Origin of the sequence: Pseudomonas sp. 7P_10.2_Bac1 (assembly GCF_025465935.1) — a bacterium.
Lineage (GTDB): Bacteria > Pseudomonadota > Gammaproteobacteria > Pseudomonadales > Pseudomonadaceae > Aquipseudomonas.
Genome location: NZ_JANLNV010000058.1, coordinates 113,248 through 134,699, shown reverse-complemented (window position 1 = coordinate 134,699; position 21,452 = coordinate 113,248). Strand labels below are relative to the sequence as shown.

The following is a 21,452-nucleotide window of genomic DNA, read 5'->3' as shown; positions in this document are numbered from 1 at the left end:
TCCTCACCGGGCCAGGGCCATGAAGACTTGGTCTGCCGAAGGGTTGACCGACTTGATCAGAATCTGGTTCTCGATGTCCCGGAACGAGCGGAACGGAGCAAATCCAAAAATATCGCCCAGTGCATCCCTCAGCTTCTGATCGTTCTTACTGCCGGGCCAGCGCGCCAACTCATAGAGCGCGTTGTCCACACGTGATATCAGCGCCGCGTTGAAGCCTGCTATGACGCGTGAATCGAATTTGCTGTTCAAGGCTGCCGGGATACGCAGGGCGTTAACCACCACGGTCTTGATTTGCTCTGCTGCAGTCTTTCCAATATCACTGCGCAGCAGCGCAACCAGGTGGGTTACCTGGTGGTTCAACCCGCCCCCCCATGGTTGTTGAGGCGCCCAGTTGAGAAGCACCGCAGACATGATCCCGGGGAGCGTGCGGTCGATGATGTTCGGGGCAAACCGGTTGATGGGAACCGAGTCCACGAGGCGATCAAGGAAGGTGTGGTAGTCGCCGAAGTTCATGAATACGCCGGACTCGAAAAGCTGATGAGAGGAGAGCACGCACAGGACGATTCCTGGATGAACGCGACCACTTCGGGCAGAAGCCTGAATATACTCGGCTGTCGATTTCGGCCAGCCTGCGACGATCATGAAATTCAGTTCCGCGATGTCGACGCCGTGCGACACAACGCTGGTGGCGATGATGTGCCGGCAGGTATCGTCCGCGTCTTTGCTTTCAACATGGCGGATGGCGTCGAGGATCATGTCCAGCCGTGTCTCACCATCCAGCAAGCGGGCTTTTCGCTCGACATCAGTTCTGGAGTTGACTTCCTCCATGTACCGCTGGATTTCGCTGATGCTGCGTTTGCTGTTGGCGTACACGAGATCAGTGTTCAAGTTTTTTTCGATGTAACGCAGGGCGTCCTCGGCTTGGTCACTGCCAAGGCCAATGGCTTGAAGGAGTTGCCCATCGCTTTTTGCCAGCTTGGTTCGCCAGTCATCGACCTGATCCAGGAATCGGGAGCTTGCCTCTGCCACCGCCTTCATGGCGACTCTGCTTCGACCGATTGGGAGAATGCCTGTGAACCATCGACGAATCAGCGCTGAGCCTGTTTCAACATCCTTCGCTTTACGGGCGTAGAAAGACTCGCCCTGGTTCACGCCAGGGGCTGGAAACCGAACGGCATTGCGCAGGTACAGATGATGAATGTGGTCTTCAAAATCTTTGATCGTTGCCGTTGCCGAAAGCACTTTAGGCGCACGACCGCCATGGCTGATCTGCAGCGCGTTGAGCAGCGTCTCGTAGTGAGCGTCGAAATTACCCAACGACTCGCGCAGCAGGTGTAGTTCGTCTTGTACCAGGAATGAAAATCCTAGGTCTTTCATGAGGCCGATAGGCACCACTCTGATGGTGCTTGTCCGGGTATTATTGCCGCACTCGACCGCTTCCGATTTTTCGCCCTGCTTCCCGATGCGGCGATGCTCGCATTTGGATCGCTGAGAGAATCCGTGCTCTGGGCAGAAGAACCGGGCGCCGCCAAAGAAATTGACGAACCGGTGGTTGTGGCCGATGACGGCCAGCTTGTCGACGGTACCGACCAGCACCGAGGGGAGATACCGGTAGCATTCTTCGTCTGATACGTAGATTCCTATTTCGCCCTTGATGCCTTGGCCATGCTCGCCAGGGTCGGCATCACAGTTAGACCAGCACTCAGGGTTGTTGCACACATGCTTGATGCGGGCCTGCGCCATGTCCGTTTCAATGCTGATCGACCCGACGGTACCGCAATATGGGCAGTCGGTGATGAATTGATACGACTTGAGGCGATCCCCACTGAGCGATGGTAAGAAGCCTTTGTATATGTCTTCCCCGTAGGTGCTGCTGATGCGATTAGGCGTGCCTTCCCCTGTGTAATAGCCAATGGTGAGCGGCCATCCACCGAGCCGTTCGCAATGACGGATCTTGTTGGTCTGAGCCAGCACGTAAGACAGGCGTTGGAACTGCTGCACCGACAGCATACGCAGGGGAAAGCGCAGCCAGGCAGTTGTGCCGTGTTCGCGCCCCTTCAGTCGACTGTAGAGCAGCGCCATGCTGATGATGCCGAGATACGCCTCAGTCTTGCCACCGCCGGTGGCGAACCAAAGCACATCGGCTGTCTCCATGCTCCCTCGTAGCTCATCCAGAGGAGCATGGCGTTCGTAGACTGATCGGATCTGAGTCAGAATGAACCCTAGCTGGAACAGGTGCCAACCGGTGAATTGTTTACCTTGGATCTTGATGGCGGCTGCCATCGCTTCGTTCATCCACTGGAAGCATTGGCGCAGGTCGCCATGTTCGCGCAGAAGATCAACGCCATCGCGTATCCGGGCTGTTTCCTGGCGGAAGGCGTCCCGATCAGCCAGTGCAACGTCTCGGTCGGCCATCAGTCCAGCGGACTCCAGCGCACTGATGCGTTGCGCCCACTCTCCCAGATAGCGTTCCTGAGCCTTCAAAAGGCTGTCGCAAACCAGTAGAGGGTCACGCGCGAGTAACTCATAGCTTGGGGCATACTCCATCTTCATGTCAGCCGGCGATGGCGCCTCAACACGAGGCTGAGCGAAGGTGGGCATCCCATCTGTCATGAATTGGTTCTTGTCGACCTCCAGTACTGCGCAACTGATGCCATAGCCTGGAAGACCATCATCATCCCGGTACCTGTATTCCTCGGGCTGCAGCCGATGTGGAACCTTGTGGCTCTGGCCTGCGGTGAGCTTCACCACCAAACGGGCATCCAGGAGATAGGGCGAATCAACACCAAACGCGCGAGCATGCTCAGTGGTCGTCTGATTCTCCAGAAAGACTTCCAACAAGAAGCTACCGTTGGCACTCGTTCCGAATGCCGAAGGAGTAGGGCGGAGGCGACCTCGCAGATTGACTCCATAGTTCAGGATCGCGCTTCGGTCGCTGATGATTTGCTCATGAACCGTGCGGTTGAGGCTCACCTGATCGACAAGGGCGGTCTCGCTCCAGTCGAAATTGAAGCGCGCATTACCGTTGGCGTTGGTCTGGCAGCGACGCATGACTCTTGGGTCGCTCATCCAACGTTGTTGTTCATCATTGAGAATGGCCGACATCTCAGTTCTAGCCGATATCCACTCGTTTGGTTTCCTAGGGTCTAGATCCAGGATGATCGAAGAGAAACTGATGGAGTATCGCTTGAACGCTATGGGAAGGGTCTGAGCTTTCTTAGGCGAACCTTCTTCCAGCACGAGATTTTCCTCCATGCTGCGCAGATCAGGGATATAGCGATGAACTACGTCGAACTGGCCACCCAACTCACACTTGATCACACCCTCTTCATCGGGAGAGACCAGCAACACAATACCAATCGAGTTCGGGGGTTGCGGCCCGGTGTAGTCAGGATCAGGGGCTGGGCCAAGGCAGCCAACCAAGTTGAGGCGACTGGGCTCGATGCCGTCATACAGCTTGCCATCCGGAGGTAGTACATCCACATCCTTGTCGCTAAGCCGTAGGCGCATCTCTTTCAGAAAAGCTGCCGTCAGCCCCATCTTCTGCCGATAAGTGAGATCCATCATTCGTCCTTAAGATTGAGTGGTTTCCAGGTGTTTACCGGCGTGATGGATCACGAGCAGCTTGTCATCGGCGTCCCATTCGTAATGAATGCGCAGGGTGCGTACCGGGTCGCGAGCATTGCCCAGGCAAAAGTGCTTGTTCATGTCGGCGGGCTTGCCCTTGTACCTGCGATCGTCCGCATACATCCCCATCGTTACGGGGGACATCTGGGGCTTGAAAACGATAAGCTCCTGTTCGAAATGCTTGAGCACTTCGTTAAACCGGATCGTCCTGTTGTTGTAATGGTCATAGAGCTGCGTGGCCATGAGCGACAAGCACGTCCTAAACCTTGTGACATTCGCGTACACCGAGTCTCGCATCGATTTGACTGCCGGGTTGGTCAGGCAGATGCGTCCCGGGTGGGCTTGGATAATGTCGTTCGCGATATCAATCAGTGCCTCATCTTTTGACGCGACAACGTGAACGGAGGGGGCGCGTATTGACGATACCCGTGCGAATTCGATCATGTCGTCGAAAGCATGGCCATCGACCTTCAGCTGGCCAATCTCGATGGTCGTCGCACCTTTACCGCGTTCCAGAATCGCCTTGCGAAGCTCCTTGCCAATTTTTTGGTGAGCTACACGTAACTGCTCGATGCCGTTGCTCACATAGACCGAAGCTTTTTCGGGTTGCTTTGTGCCGGAGAGCCGGGCAAAGACTGTGACCGCTGCTCGATCACGGGGGCCGTAGACCTTGTGACGGTACCAACTGGCAACCGTGGCATCGCCTACCGTCACACCTTCCTTGCGTAGGTGGATTTGAACCTGCGCTACTGACATTCGAGCACTGACGCCGTCTACCATTGTTTTCCAGCGGCCTGCGGCACGAAGAAATTGCTGCAGGCCTTCCGAGACAGCCACCATCTCGAAAAGTGTTTCTTGTGTAGCGATTCGCTCGTCTGTGTGCTTGAGCAGTATGATCTGGTCACCGGCAGCGAGATCATCCGGTTGGGTCGGGTGTATTTCCTCCTCCCGTAGCACAAGCACCGGACGAGTTTTGCTCCAGGGCAACTCTGCATCTGCCCCTTCGATGGAGATCCACACCAGGTCGGGAGCTAATGCCTCTCCACCCTGGACTGACGCCTTGGGCTCTACGGGTTGCTCTACCAGTAAGTCGAACCAGTTCTCATACTCCATATCGAGTGGTATCGCCACGTGGCGTACGCGGGGCGGGTATTGGCTGCAATCCGGGTAGTAGGTTGGCTCAAGGGCCAGTGATTGCGAATCGGTTTCGAGATCTTCGCAACGGCGGTCAGTCCAACCTAGCTGCCACTGCGTGAGCTTGTCGCCGTCTCTGTAGCTCTCGGCGCCATGGTTGATCCACCAAAGCTGAAGCATCCGCTGAAGGTAAGGTTTCTCGTATTCATAGGAAGGGATCATCAACCGCCTGCAGGGCGTCGCAAGCCAGTGCTGTCTGCTGGGCCACAGCATCCCTGTGATAATCACGTCCGTAACGGGGCCACCATACTGCCGATAAGCCTTCACGCCATCCATGGCACTGATCTGGATCGTGCCGTTCCATCCCTCATCAAGCTCACTGTCGAGCCAGTCCTGTAGGGCAGTTACTTCATGCGGACTACCACACAACACCAATGTGGCACGCTGCTCAGCAAAGGCCCCCTGGAGATGCTTCAGCAGCCATGCCGCTTTTCCAGTGGTGGACTCCCCAAAGAGTTGATGCACACCCGTCATTTGGTTAATCAGGTTGCGGGAGTTCATGTCCGACTGCGCGTACAGCGTGCTTCCTTGTCCCGCGATTTCCAGCCATCGCTCCAGGCAGCGAATGGGATAGAGGCCCGGGCGTGTCGCCGCTTGCAAAGTGCTTTCCAGATACCGCAGTGGGACGGGCAACTCATTGAAGCTGCGGAAGACTTTTCCGATGACAGCCAGGCGGTTTTTCAGCACCACGTCTTGCCGTTCAAGCTCTCGCCTTAGTCCAAAGAAACGATCAGCTATCTGTCCCAGCTCAGCGTTGGCTCTGGCATCCTGAATTACCGTCAACGCAAAATGGCATCCAGGTATGGCAGGAGGGTGCAGCAAATGCTTGTCACCCATCCTCATGAGCCAAAGGTGACTACGTGATCCGTTTGTACGCATCTTGCCCAGGGACTCGTTGTCCCCCAGGGAGAGCAGAGTAATTCTGGGAACCTGCGGAAAGCTCTCTTCTAGCGCGCTATCAACGGCAGCAGCGTTGTCATTGCCCCCTCGGGTGCCGTCAATGACGAATATGAAAGGCTTGCTACCTCTGCCTATGGTTTCAACCAGATCCATCACGCCGGATGAACCATCGACTACGAGGGTCTGAGATGTCGATGCCTTGGTGCGTTTGGTATCCGAGCCTCGCAGCACGCGAGCACGCAAATCAGCCACTCGTGAAATGTCATGGAATCCGGCCCGAGGGCGTGAGATGAACACGACGTGTGGCGATTGCTCCATGTTCGAGGGGTTCAGCCAAGGCGAGCGAATGCCTCCCTGCAGGGCGTCCATACGGATGCGGTGAAGGTACACCATCAGTCGGGTCAGGGCTTCCCCACCCAGCACCGGGAGCGCTATAGCCATTGAACGGCCATATTTGAGTGCTCTGCCGGCCATGGCGAAACTTGCGCACTCGGCGCTGTCCGGTGCGGACAGGTTAATCACGCCCCAATACTTGGAATCCGGATTGAGCAGGTCACTGGCCGGGACAGAGCCCCAGGCATCTTTCATTGCCTGAACCCAGTCTCCTTGGCCTGCAATCGCTTTGGACATGTTCATGCCCTGGCTTCCTGAGGTGACTTAACGAGAAGGGCGGCCTTGATGCTCTCCGGAACGCAGTAGAGGCTCTTCTTCGAGCTACTTTTACAGGGCACAATCAAGCGCAAACGAGACAGCCAATGACGAGCTTGCTGCGGGTTGACGTGATCATAGGACTCCATGAGTTGAAGCTCAAGATCGTCCTCGTCGAATCGCTCCTCTTCGCATAGCGCGCTCAGGACAGGCTTTGCCCATTCCACTGCATAAACACCGGCCTTCTGCAGGAATTCCTCCATGCTTTTGGGCTTGGCATTCAGTAAAGAGGTGTAGGCCTGGCCAAATGAGCTGATACGCACCACATCGGATTTTTTGTCCTTGGCCGTGAGCAATTTGTCCAGCGAGAAGTACCAACCTTGGCTGTACTTCTCCAGGGTCGCCACCGATGTGGAGGTGTTCTCTAGCTCAAGCTTGTTGAGCAGGTGCGCCAGGGCCGTTGTCTTCCACACATCCAGTGCGATGAACGGCTGCTGGGACTCTCGCCCGGCGATCAGCTCTGGGTGCGACTCCCATTGCCAAAGCGCGCGCGGCGTCATCAGGAACACCAGCCGGACTCGGTTGCGTTTGGCATTGCTGTGCAGCCTTGCCTCATGCGCAACATCAAGCAAGTCCAGAGTGTTGGTCAGAGGACGATCACCCGTAAGCTCCACGAACAGCATGATGTGCTTGTGAGCGGACTGAACGTTAAGCACGCTTTCATGTAACAGCTTCTTGAAGTCGCTGGACGATCCCAGCTCCGTGTCTTTCTTCTGAAATGCGTGATAGCGACCGTAGTTATTGTTGTTGATGACGGGCTCTTCCTCACCGATCGCCAGCAACGATTCTTCCATCCACTGTGGGTTTAAGCCCAAGGCTTCAGAGCCTGTGATAACGCCTACCGAGTAATTCGAGGAGCGTGCCTCGATCACTCCTGCCAGAGGCTTCTCTCGCGCATCTTCACTGATGAGCAGCTTCTCATCTCGCAGCGTGAGCGGAGAGGGGCGGGTGGCGTTTTCAGGATAAGCGTGAGCTGACAGGGGATCGTTTTCGTGAATCGCGTCTACGGCTGCAAAGAGCTTGTCAGCGATCTTCTGGGGCCCGCCTACGAGGTTCATGATGTTGGCGTTACGCAGCGCATATTCCTTACCGCCCTCAGCGCGTCGCATGTGCTGCAAAACACCCAGGCCGCAAAGCTCATCGAGGAAGGCCTCGAACTGGGCTTCGGTCATGGGTTCAAACAGTTGAGGTGCCCACTCTTCAACGATTGCCTTCGCTCGGCTCGGTGAGAAGCTGCTCGTGCTCTGTGCGATCAAGCTGTAGGCGATCAGCTTGTAGCGCAGGTCGAGGTTAAGGGTGATGTCGAACCGGTCGCAAATCAGCTGACGGATGAGTGGATCCTTGCGAATCTGCTCAATATCGTCAGCTGTGATAGTGGTCGAGCCAATCCGTCGATCGTGTCGAGCGCTGAGCATATGGATCAGCTCATGGCAGACGATGTGAATCAATCCAGGGTGACGGTTTGTTTCGACAAGGATCCGGTTCATCAACAAGGGCGAATCAAATTCATAGCCCAGGTAGCCAAGCGGCTCGCGGATGAGCTGCAGGGCTTCCGCTGGGCTCATAATTGAGACCTGGATCGCACTGCCAAGTTGATGCAGCGGATAGTTCGGTGCATCCGCGAATCGGCGAACGTTCTCAAGTCCGGCAATGACGACTTTGAAGCGGCCATTGCTGTTGTTAACCAAGCCGCTCAGCTCGCGGAAGATCCGGAAACCGTTGGCGGCATCAAGACCTAGGATGGGGTCGATTTCATCCAGGCACACCATCAGAGAGTCGGGATTGTCCTTGCGGAAATAATCCGAAAGCGCAGTCACCATTGCCGCCGTATCGAGCCCGTAAGAAGCCTTGATCAGCCCGCTCGAAACGGCGTCATTGTAGATCTTGCCCCAGACATGCTTGCGGTGCTTGTCCAGCTCATCGCCCGACAGATTCGCCCGGTCGAGGTTGCCATCCATCTGGTGCAAGAACGCATGGCGATGCTGCTCAGGGTTGTGGAAGCACCGTCGCGTCTCGTTCAGAAGGGTGGTCTTGCCTAGCTGACGGCCCCCAAAGATCATGGCAGCACCGTTGCGCATGGTTATGAGCGACTTGATGTCACTTTGGCGACCGTAGCGCATTTCAGGAGGCGCAGGCTGCATCTGGTTTCCGGTGTACGGGTTGCTGAATGTCCACGGTAAACTCAGTTGCAAGAACGTCTTGAGACGGAATTGTTCGGGTACCCCAAGACCGGCAAGCATGGCCAGCAAAACGGGGTCGACATGCAGCAGCGTATGCTTCTGCTGCTTGGAGAATTTTGCCAGCCCGTTTCGCTCCTCGTTGGAAAGCTCCCGCCCGGAGATGAGAATCGTGCGGTCGTAGAGGAAGTGGGTTTGCTCTGTAACCAACGCGCGAAGCTCTTCGATCGTCCAATCCGTCGTTGCCAGCAGGATATTGACGGCCTGGGCTTCCGATTTTTCGTTGAAGAACACGATCCCGCGCCCAGTGTCGCGTGGTTTTACGGTCATGCTCAGGTGTGAGATCCTCCCGTGGGAGGTAAACCCTGTGCGCCTCGGCGTGTCGCTAGTAAAGGTAGGGTGAACAGCCTCCAAACCCAGAGCGTAGAAGATCTTCACCAGTTCTTCGTAGGTCGATTTGTCCAGCGCTTTGACTCGGCGGCGCAGACCAACCAGATCTTCAATAGCCGATTTGAAGTAGGAGGGCAGCGACTCCAAGGACAGTCCATCGATGTGTTCGCTTGCAAGGTGTCGGACGACTTCTCGCTTGTTTCGACTCTCGGCAAGTACCGAGTGCAGCTTGGGTTCGAGTGTCAGGAAGCGCTTGAGCAGCTCGGATCCACTTTCGGTGTCGCTCTCCAAGGCGGATCCCGATTCCAGGGAGTACTTGAGATGGCCAAGCATCTCCTCGGCGACTGTGGTGTCGTGTGTGCTCAGCGCTGAGCGGATTTGAGCCAGCCAGGCGGCAGGCACCCAATCGACGCCTCGGTCGACCAGCGCCTGCTTGGTCAGAGCCTCCAACGATCTTTCAAGCTCCTCCCTTTTGAAGCTGAATTTGGCAATGATGCTGGATTGCAGCTCATCGAGGCTTGCGTGAATCTCGCTCAGGTCGTCCAGCATCCGAAGGTTCTTGAGCTGATCTTGCAGGTGTTCGAGCTCACCGGTGAGTTGATAGTGACGTTCATCATCAATCAGGGAGGCGATGTTCGCGTCATCAAGTAGACCGCGCATCTCTACGCTGCGGGTGTTGCATTGATAGACTTCTTCCGAGAACAAGCGCTTGATCGCCTTGATGTTGTCTGTCACCGACCCTTTGTGTTCATCCTGGTGATTGAGGGTCAAGAGCAGGGCGTGTCGAAAATTCTTGCGTTCCAGCGCCTGCTCGGCGAGCACCAAGTTGTCGATACCGTTCTCAAGCATTCCCGTGAGGGAGGCGAGTTGATGCTGTGCGTCATCGTCCGTTGACGTCGCCAACCACTCAGTCGGCCACTGAAGCCAGCCACTGACCCGTGAGATGTCCCAAACGGTATCGTCGTGCCGCTCCGCAACTTTGGTGATGCGCTCCAGTGCGCTGATGGCAATTCGTAGGCCGGCGTGATGCTCTAGGTCTGCCGTGCGGCCTGCGCGTTCTGTCAGGTGGTTGGCAGCTGCGCAGAGCATGGTAAGTAGGCGCGGGGCGAATTTGCTGACTTCGCTGCTGCGCCGACCTTGAAGGTTGTGACCGTCTACCCATAGGTCTGCAATCCCCACAATTTCATCCATGGATCGCAGGAACCAATTTCGAGCGTTGCCCTCGATCTGCGGGACGGAAGTGCTCTCGTTCATCACCTTGTGGATCTCAGATGACATGAGGCGATTCTGCTCTTCCTTCTCACGATAGAAGTCAGCAAAAGCCCGTACTTCATCTACTCGACTGGCGTCATCTCTGGTGATGCTTTGGTAGGTTAGCTCAAAGTCATCGCGTGCCAGGCACTCCTTCATCGCCTTGCGCGCCGGAGCCCAGCCAGTCTGCTTGTTTAGAATGCGGTCATGCCATTCCACGAGGCGACCCGCCAGCTTGCTGCGCGCCTCTTTGTCATGGCTCGTCGGTTGCTCACGCAATGTGTCGAGGTCGAGACGTGTATTGTGGCTGGCAAAGTTGACCACTTCTTCGATGAGCTTGGCGGTCGCGCCGTCGAAGTAGTGGAGGACGGATGAAAGCAAACGCGGTGCGTTGGTCATCGTGCCGCAGAAAAGCGTCGGCTGCAGTGTGGCGGCAAACACCAGGTAGGGGGCGACACGTCCACCCCGACGTCGATCCATCCAGCTCTCGATAATCTCGGAGGAAAGCTGGTTCATGCTTTGCTGAACCCGGGTGACGGTTGCTGAGTCGCCGCGCCACACGTGCATGCCCTGATAGGCTGCTTGAACCAGTGGGAGCGACAGCAAATCACCTGCGACGCCTATTCGCCCGGCCAGCTCCAGCATCTTACTCGCCAGCGGAAGCTGTCCTTGCTTGATCCACAGCAGGGCTATGTTTTCCACCGCGATCGCGGGCATGACATCCATGGTCTGCTGGCAGTGCTCCAGGCGTTCACGAGCCTTATCTGGAGCGCTCAAAAATTCGGAGACGTTGACTTCCTCATCTGCTGGTTCAGGGGAAGCGGGGGTGTCTGATTGATCGAGCTGGATTACGTAGTCGTCCATGGTGCCTGATAGGACAATATCTTGCGGCTCTAGAGTCTCTGCAGTGTGCGTGAGCTCAGGCTCAAGTCTTGCTTCCATTTCAGATTCGAGGTGGTCATCGGCTTCTGATTCATTCGGGCTTTCGGGCTCTATGAGGGCAAGCGTTTGCGATTCCTCAGGCTGGTCGAGTGGAGTGGTGCAGTCTTCAATGTTGTCCGGGTCAGCTACCTCATCAACCTCAGCCGTCGACTGTGTCTCCGGTTCGAGTTCCGTATCGGTCTCGTGAGCGACGGTGTGCTGTACGACTTCCTCCTCGGTGGCACTAGGTGTTGACCATGCCTGGATCGCCGCCTTTGCGGATGGGTGATAGGCGGTGACAGTGAGGAGGGCTTCATGGCCGTCAGTAGCCAGGGTGTCAATATCGTAACCGGGCGGCAACAGTAAACTGCAACCTTCCTGTTCAACCTCTTGCAGCTGTTTTCTGGTCTTTACCCGCGCTTCCTCAGTAGCTGTGATGCTATTGCGGATCTCGCTCTTTTCACGGAAATTGGCAGCGTTAAGCTTCTCGCCAAGATCAACTAGCTCACTTTCGATTTGGCCGCGAAGCGCTTCTGTTTCCACGAGCCGGGCTTTGACGCTCAGCGACTCAGACTCTCGCTGCTCGGTCAGGTCGCCAAGAAGCGTCTCAGTGACCTCTTCCTGCAAGCACTCGTCGAGGTATTCCAGCCAGGCCGTTCTGAAAGCCACCAGGAATTCTTCATCAGCGAAAATCTGCAAGGAGAGATCGCGCCCGATTCCGATCAGAACGTCGACGCACTCGTTGAGAATTTTGCGAACGGCGTCCTCGCTGAGTGAATACTCCTGCCTCAGGCGAGGCAGATTTGAAGTGATCAGCGCCTCGATCTGCTCGGCATACAGCAGGTTGCCGGAATCGCTTTTCGCTTGCTGCGCGAGCTGGAAAAGTTCGCTGTAGAGATCGTAGAGGCTAAGGGGCTTGGCAGTCGTTTCTGAACATGCCCGCGAGTCTTCGGTCGCCTCTATGGTGGCCTCCCCCGCTTGATCCGCCGTCCTTGCTAGGCGCTCATTTTCCAGCATGATGGAGTAATACTTCATCAAGCCTGGCTGACGAGTCACGAATATCCCCAGCAACTCATTGCCAAATGGCGTCGCTGCAGCATAGGCACCGTCTGCCAGCAGTTGTCTCTGACTATCGTTAAGCGAGTCCCATCCTTCCAGCTGATCCAGTAGAACACCTACCATCCCACCCAGAGGCTTGAAGTACTCACGGCGCTTGACGTATTCACGTTTTTCGCTTTCCAGGGTTTTAGCCGACTCCGCCCACTCCAGCCGTTTGGAGAGCATGGCCTCAAGCGCTTCTCGATCCTCCTGGGTGAATGCATTGAACCGTTGAGCGACTGCGCTTGTGGGCTCAAGCCAAGTTGAGTCGATCGCGCTGAATATGACGCCTTCCCAGCTGCGCACACCGACTACTCTCTTGGCCTTCTTTTGGGAAAGCACATGGAGGTTGTGGAGGTCGTTGAGTAGAAGCTTGAAGCGTCCAGCGGATGTCTTTTGAAAATCCGACAAGCGTGAGCCTGGCTTTAATTTCGACTCCAATCGGCGGATCGCACGGCTAATGCCAATCATTTTTTCGAGCACCGAGATGTCTGGCTTTCCTGTCTGGGGATTCAGGATTGTCTGGTCAGGGAACCCAGTGCCTTCGGCTGAGAATTGATCAATCAGGGCGTCATCGACTTCGACGGTGAAAATCGGATTAGGCATTTGACTTCCGTATCAGAAAGAGGGAGTGGTGGGCAGCTCTAATACAGGCAGTGGAGGTCGTTTGCCCTGTGCTGAGGGAGCGCACTGCCGTAAGAAATGGAAAGTATAATGGCTGAAAGCTACTACACGGTGAATAGCTCGGCTAGCCATGTTTCCGGGCTATTCGTCGAGTAAGTGCGGCTCTGGTCGAAATATTTGTAAGCGTGCATGACTGCGGCCACCATTTTGCAATGTCTACTCAACTTTGGTCGATAGGCCTGCATTTCAGTTGATAAGCATTTAATTAAATATTGCCTGCTGTCAGGGTATGGTTTGCTTTCAAATTTTGGCCGATGCCTCAGGCCTGGTGGGAGGTACCGGTTTGACCGGGGTTCCGGGTATTGATGATGGTTGGTGTGGGCTGAGGGTGCTGTTAGCACCGGCTCGACGCAGTCGCTCGGTGGCAATTGTTGGTTAACTCGCGCGATTGGCTGAAGGTCACCTCGAGGACACATTTTAAAAATTGAGTGGAAAATCACGAATGGTTTTTCCACTCAAAGATTTAAATGGAAAAGCCACTCGGATTTTCCACTAATTCCTTTAAATTTTGGGAAGTGCCCGGTTTTCGGGGGAGTTCAGGGCGTTTTGGGGGGAATGGGCGTATGGTTTTTCCACTAATTGTTTTAAAGGATGGCCGGAAAATCTGAGGAAACGGAGATCGGGCTGTACAACGCCATCGTGACGATTCGCGTGTCGTTGAGTGTGTTTTCGGTTGGCGGGATCGACGGCGAGCAGCTGTGTTCGCGATCAGCCGGATAGGCTTCGGGCCAGGGAGTACGGGGCTCTGAGGGGATTTCGCTGCAGTAGATGACGGGTGTTCAGGGCGCTCTTTTTAACCTCGGCACAAGGCCATTGGGAGCCGGATGGAAAATATTGAGAGGGTCGGTGTTTGCATGGAATGTCCACTAATTTCGTCTCAGGAGTTGGTAGCTTGGAATTTCCACTTATTTCTTCAAAAAGCCCTGGAGGCCTTGTGTTACAAGGGCTCCAGGGTTGGTGGGGTTTCGCAGCGTGAACACGGATTCCACTAATTTCTCCTTGGCCAAGGGAGCTATTCCATTTGGGGTGGCTTCTACAAAATCCTTGTAAATCAAGGAGTTACTATTTCATGGTCGAGGAATTTTTCCACTTATTTCGTTAAAAATCCGGCTAAATCAGGGGGGATGATGTGCTGGAGCCCCCTGGATATAAGGGCTTGAGGGGGTGGAGGGGGACTTTCCACTCAAAACGCGATTGGTGCAGAAGCAGGTTTGTCGAATCAGTGGTTTAACACGCTCATGAACGTATCTGATATAGCACATGATTTAACATAATATACATTATGCGAACCTTCGTATTGGAGCGTCAGGGTCAGTGGGGGCTGCTTTTCAACAGGCAGACTGGCAATGCTTGGCGATACCTTTGCTGCATGATTGAATGCCAGCCATTAGCAATGCTATTGCCTTCATTCGGCGCCGGAGAAATAGAATGTGGCTTTGTACGGATTGGAACATTGACTGGAACGCAATCAGCGCAGTTGCCACTGCTGCAGCGGCATTAACTGCAATTTCCGTATGGCTTTTCGATAAGCATCAACGAAAGCTGGAGCGCAATGCTAGCGCTAGGCTCTTAGCCCAGATCATGACGACTCCAGTGGGTGCTGCACATATCCAAATTACTAAATTCAGGAGCGATATTGTTCCAAATGGCAGCGATAAGCTGATAGCAACTTTGCGAGAAGACGAATCTGCTCGAAAGCAATTAGTCGAAAAAGTATCGGCTATTACAATCGAGCTTCCACCTCAGTTCTTGGACAAAGCAGATTTATTCAGTGAAAGTTTGAGCAGCAGTTTGGCCTACGCTTTCTCTCAAGTAAATCGCCTGAAACAAATGGTAGGCTTGTTAGGGGATCTGGCAGATCAAGAGACACAAGAGCTGATTGACGTACATTTAATGGCCGTACTCAACCAAATCAAGGAGGCCGAGACAGGTGCTGAGATTGCCTTCAATGCTCTTCTAGTAGTTGGGCGGACAAGCAGATAACCCCTTCTTTGTTATTCTCTATGGTTATAACTCAACTAAATGTCTGTTTAGTTGAGTTATTAATAGCAACCTATAAACACCGAACATTTCCCGGCATCTTCCCCCCCTGTTCGAGCACTACTATTTCTAAAAACTCCTCCGGCTATTTGCCACACTTGCCCCCAGTGGTGTGCACTGTCAATGTCTAAGCTACTTCGCTCGGGATGGTTGATTTTGATGCTGTTGGCTTCCTATGGTGTCTTCGCCCATGCAGATACCTTGCGGATTTACATGTGCCAATCGCTTGAAGATTTCAACGCTGTGTGCAGCCAATGCCCACCTTTAAGATCAGCCCCCTGCACCTTACCTGCCTCCACAGCTCGCTGTACGCGTGCATCGATTGATACTGTCAGCGGGAAAATACCCTAGCGTTACGCTGTTTTCCCCGCCTACGCCCCCTGCTCTCCCATCCGATTATTACGCCTGCCACAAGAGTGTTTCTTGCTCACGGTCGCTGACAATTTGTCGCAGGATGATTTTTTTTGGTATCTTATTGTTAATTAACTATCTAGTTCAAACATACATAGCTCTGCTCCCGATCAGACATTGCGTCTCAACGTTGAGCCTCTGTTTCGGGAATCAGAGCTAGTGTTTGAAGGCTGATCACTTCGTATCTCCTCGCCATTTCATGCATCAATAGGGTCAAGCACCATGAATACATCTCAACCTACGGCCTCTGTGCGCCGTTGGCCCATTTGGGTCGCCGCTTTGGGCGTGCTGGTTTTCGGTTTGCTGTTTATCGCCGGCGGCGGTTATTTGGCCACTCTCGGCGGCAGTCTGTACTTCGTGCTCGCGGGTATCGGGATGCTCGTCGCTTCGGTGCTGATGTTCAAACGCCGTGTGGTCGGTGCCTGGCTGTTTGCAGCGGTGATGGTGGCATCGGTTATCTGGGCGGTGGCGGATGCCGGGCTGGTGTTCTGGCCGCTGGTATCACGTCTGTTTGCCTTGGCCGTGCTGAGTCTGGTGGTGGCGTTGGCTTACCCGACGCTGCGCAAGGCTAATGGCCTGCATGGCAACGGTGGCTATGCGTTGAGCGCTGCTCTCGCGGTGGCCATTGTTGCCGGCTTCTGGGGGATGTTTCTGCCCCACGCTTCGGTTGCTCCAACCGGCGACGGTCCTGGCTTGACCAAGGTTGATCCGGCCAAAGCGCAGAAAAACTGGGAACACTACGGGAACGATGAAGGCGGCAGCCGCTTTGCTGCGCTTGATCAGATAAACCGCAGCAACGTGTCCAAACTGGTTCCGGCCTGGACCTACCACACCGGTGACATCGCGTTCAGTGACGGCAACGGCGCTGAGGACCAGATGACCCCGCTGCAAGTGGGCGACAAGGTTTTCATCTGCACCCCGCATAACAACATCATTGCGTTGGATGCCGACACCGGCAAAGAGCTGTGGAAGAACGAAATCAACGCCAAGTCAGCGGTGTGGCAGCGTTGCCGTGGCCTGGCTTACTTTGATGCCACGGCTCCCATTGCAGCACCGACCGATGGCAGCACCCCGGCCGCAGCCGTCAATGTTGCTCCGGGGGCCGCTTGCCAGCGTCGCTTGTTGACCAACACTATTGATGCCCGCCTGATTGCCGTCGACGCCGATACCGGCAAACTCTGTGAAGACTTTGGCAACAACGGCCAGGTAGATCTAAAGGCCGGCCTGGGCGATGTGCCCGACTCCTACTATCAATTGTCGTCCGCACCGTTAATGGCGGGTACCACAGTGGTGGTTGGCGGCCGTGTTGCCGACAACGTTCAGACCGACATGCCCGGCGGCGTGATTCGTGGTTTCGACGTGGTCACCGGCGCTATGCGCTGGGCGTTCGACCCGGGCAATCCGCAGGACAAACAAGCCCCGGCTGACGGCAAAACCTACGTTCGCAGCACGCCTAACAGCTGGGCGCCGATGTCTTATGACCCGCTGATGAACACCGTGTTCTTGCCAATGGGCAGTTCGTCGACCGACATTTATGGTGTCGAGCGTACAGCACTGGACCACACCTACGGCGCCTCTATCCTGGCCCTGAACGCCACCACTGGCGATGAAAAATGGGTGTATCAAACCGTCCACAATGACTTATGGGACTTTGACCTGCCGATGCAGCCAAGCCTTATCGACTTCACTAAGGCCGACGGCTCCAAAGTACCTGCCGTGGTGATCGGCACCAAGGCCGGGCAGATCTATGTGCTGGACCGCCACACCGGTCAGCCACTGACAGAAGTGAAGGAAGTTCCGGTCAAGGCCTCGAACATCCCGAACGAACCGTACTCGCCAACTCAGCCAAAATCGGTGGGCATGCCGCAGATCGGCGCGCAAACACTGACTGAGTCAGACATGTGGGGCGCCACCCCGTTTGACCAGATGCTGTGCCGTATCGCCTTCAAGAAAATGCGGTATGACGGCCTGTACACCGCGCCGGGTACTGATGTTTCGTTGAGCTTCCCGGGATCGCTCGGTGGCATGAACTGGGGCAGCCTGTCGACTGATCCGGTACACGACTTCATCTTTGTGAACGACATGCGCCTGGGCTTGTGGAGCCAGATGGTGCCTCAGGATAAAGACGCCAAAGCATCATCAGGCGGTGAAGCCCTTAACACTGGTATGGGCGCGGTTCCGCTCAAGGGCACACCGTATGCAGTGAACAAAAACCGCTTCCTGTCTGTAGCCGGTATCCCTTGCCAGGCTCCGCCGTTTGGCACTCTGACTGCCATCGACATGAAAACTCGCAAAATCGCCTGGCAGGTGCCAGTCGGTACTGTGCAAGACACCGGCCCTCTGGGCATCAAGATGAAGCTGCCACTGCCGATCGGTATGCCAACCCTCGGTGGCACGCTGTCCACTCAAGGCGGCCTGGTGTTTATCGCCGGCACACAGGACTACTACCTGCGCGCCTTCAATTCGGCCAACGGTGAGGAGGCCTGGAAAGCTCGCCTGCCCGTGGGCAGCCAAGGGGGGCCGATGACCTTTGTATCGCCCAAGACCGGCAAGCAGTACGTGGTCATCACCGCTGGGGGCGCGCGTCAGTCCCCTGATCGCGGCGACTACGTGATTGCCTACGCGTTGCCTGACAACGAGTAAGCCGCTAAAAAAAGACCCGCCTGATCAGGCGGGTCTTTTTATTCAAAAGCACGTAACGGGGTAATCACCCCTCCTTCGTCAACAACACCCGCGTCACCCGCCGCTCCTCGACTTCAACCACGGTCAGGCGCCAGCCATTCCACGACAGTGTGTCGCCAATCACCGGCAAACGATCCAGCAAACTCATGACCATGCCGGCCAATGTCTGGTAGTCATCCGTTGCCCTGGCAGGAAAACCCGTGTGCTGGCTGATCTGGCTCAGGTTCAAACCGCCACTCACCCGAAAACCACCCGCCTCGGCCTGAATATTCGGGCCTGCAATTTCACTGGCATCCGGTAGCTCACCGGCGATCGACTCAAGAATGTCGGTCATGGTCAGGATGCCGATAAAGTCGCCAAACTCGTTGATCACAAACGCAATATGGGTCGACTCTTTGCGCATCTGCTCCAGGGCATTGAGGATGGTAAAGCTGTCGAGCAAGTTGATGGTCTTGCGGGCCATCGCTTCAAGGTCAGGTTGATGACCGGCTAAGAGTTCCTTCAACAGCTCTTTTTTATGCACGAAGCCCAACGGCTCATCGATGCGCCCTCCCCTGATCAATGGCAATCGTGAGTACGAAGAATGCATCAGCTTGGTGCGGATCTGTTCCTCAGAATCTGTCAGGTCAATATGATCAATCTCGGCACGCGGAGTCATCACCTTGCGAATCGGGCGCTCTGCCAATTGCAGCACACCGCTGATCATGATCCGTTCACGTCGATGGAAGACTTCTTCAGCCTCCCCGCCTTCGAGCATGTCGGCAATTTCCTCACCCACTTCATCCTCGTTCAGCTTACGGCCGCCCAACAGACGCATCACCGCATGTGCCGTGCGCTCACGCATGGGGCGCAGGCCTTGCAAGCTGCGTTTGCGACGTGAGCGGGCAATCTGGTTGAACAGTTCGATGAGAATCGAGAAGCCAATTGCCGCATACAGATAGCCTTTGGGAATGTGGAAACCCAAACCTTCCGCCGTGAGGCTGAAGCCGATCATCATCAAAAAGCCCAGGCAAAGCATGATGACGGTCGGATGGCTATTGACGAATTTGGTCAACGGCTTACTAGCGATGATCATCAGGCCGATGGAGATCACCACAGCAATCATCATGACCGACAAGTGCTCAACCATGCCCACCGCTGTAATCACGGCATCGAGGGAGAACACCGCGTCCAGCACGACAATTTGCGCAACAATCGGCCAGAACATGGCATACACCGCATTCGACTTGCGCTCGGCCACGTGGCCTTCCAGGCGTTCATGCAACTCCATGGTCGCCTTGAACAACAGAAACAGGCCGCCGAACAACATGATCAGGTCACGGCCGGAAAAGGATTTCCCAAACACTTCAAACAACGGTGCGGTCAGCGTGACCATCCACGAGATGCTGGCCAGCAGACCCAAGCGCATTAGCAACGCCAAGGTCAGGCCGATAACCCGCGCACGGTCGCGCTGCTCAGGCGGCAGTTTGTCCGCCAGGATGGCAATAAACACCAGGTTATCGATGCCCAGCACCAATTCGAGCACGATCAATGTCAACAGGCCAAGCCAGGCCGTGGGATCTGCAATCCATTCCATATCGGTTATTCAGCCTCTCGACAAATCGGGGTCAACGAGTGACGCGCACAAGCATGCGAAGCGACGGGCTTATAGCCCGCGCCCAATAAATTTGGGAAACGCGTTGAAGATTCAAGAGTGGCGGCAAAGCGCAAGACGGATGCAGGGTGCAAGGAAAAACTGGGAGGCTCCAGGAGGGTGTTCATATAGGCCTTGATGAAATTCGGGAGGCAATCCTACAGCGACTCCCGCATTTACCCGCGGTTATTGTTATTACAAGATTTTGCACCGCGGCCTGGCCCATTCAGCAAGCGGGCCTCGCGAAGGACGTCGGCGATTACCCGGGCCAAGGCTAATCGCTCCGCTCTCGATTTTATCGCGAGGCGCTGTGCTGCTTATGGTTAAGGCTTAGGATGTGCATGCTGTTTGGCGCCGACGATCAGCCAGGCCAACATGCCAAACAGAGGAACAAAGATCACTACCGCCACCCACATGCACCGACTGTTCACTGGCGCATTGCTTCTCAAGATCCCGCGGATGGTCCATAGCTCCAGTAGCAATAGAATGACGGCTAACACAGCCCAAAACGTAGGAATTTCCATATATCACCTCACTAGAGTTGTAAAACTTTAGGTAGGCTGTGGCCGCGAGGGTTCATTAATTTTTCAAAATGCTTCTGAAATGACCGCTGACTACAGCAAAAAACGGTCTGTGGCATTGCGGCGCTCGTTGTCATCACGCATGTCATAGCTGACCGTGGTCGCAATATTGGCGTGATGTGCCAGTTTCTGGGCAATCGAAACGTCGTACTCCTCAATGACCCGGGTAATGAACGATCGACGAAAGTCGTGGGGCATGATATCCACGCCGACCTGTTTGCCGCGCTGCTTGGCGATGTAGTAGATCGCGTGCTTGGTGATGCGTTCACGGGTGATGTGGCTGCCGCGACGAATTCGATTGAACAGGAACGCATCGTCGCTGACGCCTTCAGGCAGTTGTGCACGTCGATACTCAAGCCAGGCCTGCAACTTTTCGAAAGCCCAGGCGGGCGCGAACTTGATCAGTTCCTTATTGCCCTTGCCCAGCACTTGCAAACTGCGCTCGGCCATATTGACCTGGCGCAACTCCATATTGACCGATTCGGATTTGCGCATGCCCGAGCCGTACAGGATCGCAATAATCGCTGCATCCCTGAGCCCTTGCGGGCGCGGGTCGGCAGCGCAGACATCCATGAGTTCGCGGATCAACGTGCGTCGCAAGTTGCGCCCCTTGGTCAGGCGCGAACCGCCGCCAGACTTGACGGCACGAATCTTCAGCAACTGGTCCTGAGTGATCAGGCTCTGTTGCCAGGCCTGATTCATCACCCCGCGAATCGCATTTACATACAACGATGAGGTATTGGGCGCATAACCGTCGGCACGTAACGCAGAAACCAGCGCCGTGATATGCCCGGGTTGCAACTGATGCCAGGGGAATGCCTCGATGGCGAGGTCATCGACGCCCAAGCGATCTGCCGCATCCTGCAGTACATAGCGCATGGTCTGACGGCTGGAAGGCGCTAATTGTTGCAGGTATAGCGCAACGGGCGTTTGAAGAAGCTGTAATGCTGCGGGGTCAGTAATCGACACAACCACTCTCGGTACGGGCTGAAACACGACGTAATATAACGCAAACCCATAGCGCCCATGGGTACTTATAGCTTTTCAATGCTTCGTAGCGCTACCAGGGTACCAAGGCTGTGATCTGGCGATGTGTCTGATAAACGATCGCAACCTTCGCCAGTTCCCAAAGGGAAAGAGCGTAATCAATTAATA

The 21,452-nt window shown here is 55.3% G+C and carries 8 protein-coding genes; 2 read left to right on the top strand and 6 right to left on the bottom strand.

Annotated elements, in window-relative coordinates; translation table 11 throughout:
• Window positions 1-3 precede the first annotated feature (3 nt).
• From NTD86_RS10340 to NTD86_RS10330, 3 genes are read right to left on the bottom strand one after another with little or no spacing between them, the layout of a single operon-like run.
• Complete coding sequence (locus NTD86_RS10340) at window positions 4-3,564, bottom strand: DEAD/DEAH box helicase family protein (protein ID WP_262202104.1); 3,561 nt, start codon at window positions 3,562-3,564, stop codon at window positions 4-6.
• 9 nt (window positions 3,565-3,573) lie between these two features.
• Window positions 3,574-6,357 (bottom strand): hypothetical protein, encoded by a 2,784-nt coding sequence (locus NTD86_RS10335; protein WP_262202103.1) that lies wholly within the window; start codon window positions 6,355-6,357, stop codon window positions 3,574-3,576.
• A complete protein-coding gene (locus NTD86_RS10330) occupies window positions 6,354-12,872 on the bottom strand; it encodes a hypothetical protein (protein ID WP_262202102.1) in 6,519 nt (2,172 codons plus the stop codon). The genes NTD86_RS10335 and NTD86_RS10330 overlap by 4 nt, the downstream gene beginning before the upstream one ends.
• Before the next feature lie 1,455 nt (window positions 12,873-14,327).
• Here NTD86_RS10330 and NTD86_RS10325 point away from each other — a divergent pair.
• Entirely contained in the window at window positions 14,328-14,933 is a 606-nt protein-coding gene (locus tag NTD86_RS10325) for a hypothetical protein (RefSeq protein WP_262202101.1), read from the top strand.
• Window positions 14,934-15,623: 690 nt separating this feature from the next.
• Window positions 15,624-18,044, top strand: coding sequence for a glucose/quinate/shikimate family membrane-bound PQQ-dependent dehydrogenase (locus NTD86_RS10320; protein WP_262202100.1), 2,421 nt, complete (start codon window positions 15,624-15,626; stop codon window positions 18,042-18,044).
• Window positions 18,045-18,108: 64 nt separating this feature from the next.
• Here NTD86_RS10320 and NTD86_RS10315 read toward each other — a convergent pair whose 3' ends face one another.
• The 3 genes from NTD86_RS10315 to xerC all read right to left on the bottom strand — a co-directional run bounded on the left by NTD86_RS10315 (window position 18,109) and on the right by xerC (window position 21,176).
• Window positions 18,109-19,659 (bottom strand): TerC family protein, encoded by a 1,551-nt coding sequence (locus NTD86_RS10315; protein WP_262202099.1) that lies wholly within the window; start codon window positions 19,657-19,659, stop codon window positions 18,109-18,111.
• 380 nt (window positions 19,660-20,039) lie between these two features.
• Window positions 20,040-20,240, bottom strand: a complete 201-nt coding sequence (locus NTD86_RS10310; RefSeq protein ID WP_262202098.1) for a PLD nuclease N-terminal domain-containing protein — start codon at window positions 20,238-20,240, stop codon at window positions 20,040-20,042.
• 90 nt (window positions 20,241-20,330) lie between these two features.
• Window positions 20,331-21,176 carry a tyrosine recombinase XerC gene (gene xerC, locus NTD86_RS10305; RefSeq protein WP_262202283.1) on the bottom strand — a complete coding sequence of 282 codons (846 nt, stop codon included), beginning with the start codon at window positions 21,174-21,176 and terminating at the stop codon, window positions 20,331-20,333.
• Between the last annotated feature and the right edge of the window lie 276 nt (window positions 21,177-21,452).

Coding starts and splice junctions, on each gene's coding strand:
- NTD86_RS10310 (WP_262202098.1), bottom strand. CDS start 20,240: ATGGAAATTCCTACGTTTTGGGCTGTGTTAGCCGTCATTCTATTGCTA.
- NTD86_RS10320 (WP_262202100.1), top strand. CDS start 15,624: ATGAATACATCTCAACCTACGGCCTCTGTGCGCCGTTGGCCCATTTGG.
- NTD86_RS10340 (WP_262202104.1), bottom strand. CDS start 3,564: ATGGATCTCACTTATCGGCAGAAGATGGGGCTGACGGCAGCTTTTCTG.
- NTD86_RS10325 (WP_262202101.1), top strand. CDS start 14,328: ATGCCAGCCATTAGCAATGCTATTGCCTTCATTCGGCGCCGGAGAAAT.
- NTD86_RS10335 (WP_262202103.1), bottom strand. CDS start 6,357: ATGAACATGTCCAAAGCGATTGCAGGCCAAGGAGACTGGGTTCAGGCA.
- NTD86_RS10315 (WP_262202099.1), bottom strand. CDS start 19,659: ATGGAATGGATTGCAGATCCCACGGCCTGGCTTGGCCTGTTGACATTG.
- NTD86_RS10330 (WP_262202102.1), bottom strand. CDS start 12,872: ATGCCTAATCCGATTTTCACCGTCGAAGTCGATGACGCCCTGATTGAT.
- xerC (WP_262202283.1), bottom strand. CDS start 21,176: ATGCGCTATGTACTGCAGGATGCGGCAGATCGCTTGGGCGTCGATGAC.